Annotated in this window: 2 protein-coding genes; one reads left to right on the top strand and one right to left on the bottom strand. The window is 69.8% G+C overall.

Annotation, left to right across the window (positions count from 1 at the left end; all coding sequences use genetic code 11):
- Window positions 1-582 precede the first annotated feature (582 nt).
- A complete protein-coding gene (locus ACXJKL_RS19100) occupies window positions 583-1,065 on the bottom strand; it encodes a MaoC family dehydratase (protein ID WP_457208581.1) in 483 nt (160 codons plus the stop codon).
- A 140-nt stretch (window positions 1,066-1,205) separates the two neighbouring features.
- Here ACXJKL_RS19100 and ACXJKL_RS19095 point away from each other — a divergent pair.
- Window positions 1,206-2,578: SulP family inorganic anion transporter (locus ACXJKL_RS19095; RefSeq protein WP_457208580.1), on the top strand; the 1,373-nt coding region annotated here is incomplete at its 3' end.

Below are 2,578 nucleotides of genomic sequence, written 5' to 3'. Positions count from 1 at the left end.
GGCCTCGTCGGCGCGTGCCTGGGCCTCGACCTTCGCCTTGTCGGCCTCGGCCTGGGCCTGCTCGGCCTCCTGGCGCGCCTCCTCGGCCGCCTCGGCGTCGTCGGTCGTGATGGCGTCCTTCAGCTTGTCCCACAAAGACATGCGGCTTCCTCTCATCGGGGCCGGACGGGAGAACCCGTCACACGGACCGCCCACGAACCTAGGGGCGCTCGACGGGCTCGCGACAGCCCTCCCCACCCCGGAGGGGGGCGCCCTCGAGCGGGCTACGTCGAGGTCCGTGTCGTCGCGATCGCCTCCCAGAGCGGCACGTGCTCGACCGGGGCGGTGGCGGCGAGCCACAGCTCGTGGAAGCAACGCGTGTGGCGCCCTGCATGACCTCCACGAGGAGCTCCAGGGTGCCCCACGACATCAGGACGGAGGAGGAGAAGCCCTTCGAGACCGTGGTGAGATCCGGGTGGCAGGACAGGACGAAGGCAGAGCGCTCATGCCGCCTCCGATCGCCGCGGGCCGGGCAGACTGTCAGGATCCGCCGGGAGGTCCGTTGGTGTCCACTGCGCACCGGGCGCGGGAGGGCGCGTCGAGCTAGGCAGGCGCGTCGATCTCGTAGTGACGGAAGACTGCCTGCGCGACACAGCCGGGACGCTCGTGGCCCTCGATCTCGAGCACGAGGTCGAGGGTGAGCTGCTCGCCACCGGCGATGTCGTCGACGTCCACGACCGTTGCGACCAGACGGATCCGGGAGCCCACCGGGACCGTGGCGGGAAACCGAACCCGGTTGTAGCCGTAGAACATGCACTCACCGCTGGCGAACCCCAGCACGGACTCGCGCAGGTGCGGGATGAGCCCGAGGGTCAGGTGGGCGTGCGCGATGGTGGTGGCGAAGGGACCCCGGGCGGCACGGTCCGGGTCGTTGTGTGCCCAGTGCCAGTCCAGGACCGCACGGCCGAAGGCATCAACCCCGTCCTGGGTGATCCCCACCCACGGGGACGGCCCGAGAACCCGACCGACCAGGCCGTGGACCGCATCGCCGCCCTGCACCAGCACGACGTCTTCCCTGTCGGGCATCACTCCTCCTCAGCGACCCAGCATCACGCGAACCGGGACCTACGCGTCCCTGGGTCGCAGACATACCGAATGTTCGGGGACGAGCGACGGGCCCGCCGGAAACAGCACGGGCGGGGTCACCTGTCGTCAGAATGAGCCTCGTGGCATCCACTCGCTTCCTACCGATCCTGGGCTGGATCGCCTCCTACGACCGACGGTGGCTGCGCGGCGACATCGTGGCGGGACTCACCGTCGCCGCACTGATCGTTCCGAAGAACCTGGGGTATGCCGGCATCGCGGGGATACCCCTCCAGAACGGCCTCTACGCGGCGATGGCCGGCGCGATCCTGTACGCCGTCTTCGGCACGAGCCGCCAGATCTCGATGGGGCCGAGCTCGGGACTGGCCGCGGTGGCCGCCAGCGCCGTACTGGCTGCCGGCATCACGCAGGAGGGGGAGGTCGCCTCGTTCGTGGCCGGGATCACGATCGCGTCGGGGGTCCTCTTCCTCCTGCTCGCCGTGCTCCGCATGGGATGGATCGCACAGTTCCTGTCCCGAGCGGTGGTGACCGGCTTCCTCTTCGGGGCCGCCGTCGACGTCGTGATAGGCGAGCTCCCCAAGCTCACGGGCACCGATGCCGACGGCTCGACGTCCTTCGAGGAGCTGTGGTCCTGGTGCGGCACCCTCGCCGACACCCAGCTGTCGACGCTGGCCGTCGGTCTCGCGTCGCTCGTCGTGGTGTTCGGACTGCGCGCGAGGTATCCGCGCGTCCCCGGCGCCCTCGTGCTGGTGGTCGGTGGACTTGCAGCGTCCTGGGCCCTGGACCTGGGGTCGCGGGGCGTGGCCCTGGTGGGCGACGTGCCCAGGGGACTGCCATCCGTCGACGTCCCCGATGTCTCCCTGATGTGGGACCACGTAGCCGTCGTGGCGATCGCCGCGGTGGCGCTCGTGCTGATCGGCTTCTCGCAGACGGCCGGGGATGCTCGTTCCTTCGCAGGGAAGCACGACTACCAGATCGACGTGAACCAGGAGTCCCTCGCCCAATCGGCTGCGAACATCGGAGCCGGGCTCCTGCAGGGGATGCCGGTCTCGACCAGCCTGTCGGCGAGCTCGCTCAACGACCACTCCGGCGCCCGGACGGGCCTGGCCTCGCTCACCTCAGGACTGATGGTCCTGCTGACCCTGCTCGTGCTCGCGCCTCTCTTCTCCGACCTGCCCAAGCCGGTCCTGGCGGCCCTGATCATCGAGGCTGTCGTGATGGGGATGATGGACGTCGCCGAGCTGCGCCGTCTCGCACGTGTGCAGCGCTTCGACTTCTGGGTGGCCATCGCGGCCATGATGGGCACGCTCGTCTTCGGGGTGCTTGCCGGTGTCGTCATCGGCATCGGCCTCTCGTTGCTGTGGCTCATCTCGGTGGCGACCCATCCCGGCATGCCCGTCCTCGGACGACAGGCCGGCACGCAGGTCTTCCGCGAGCTCGGCGAGCACCCGGGCGACGTCGAGATCCCCGGCGTCGTCGTGATCCGGATGGACGG

Source organism: Nocardioides sp. P5_C9_2 (assembly GCF_054049555.1).
This window is presented reverse-complemented; position numbering and strand designations above follow the sequence as displayed.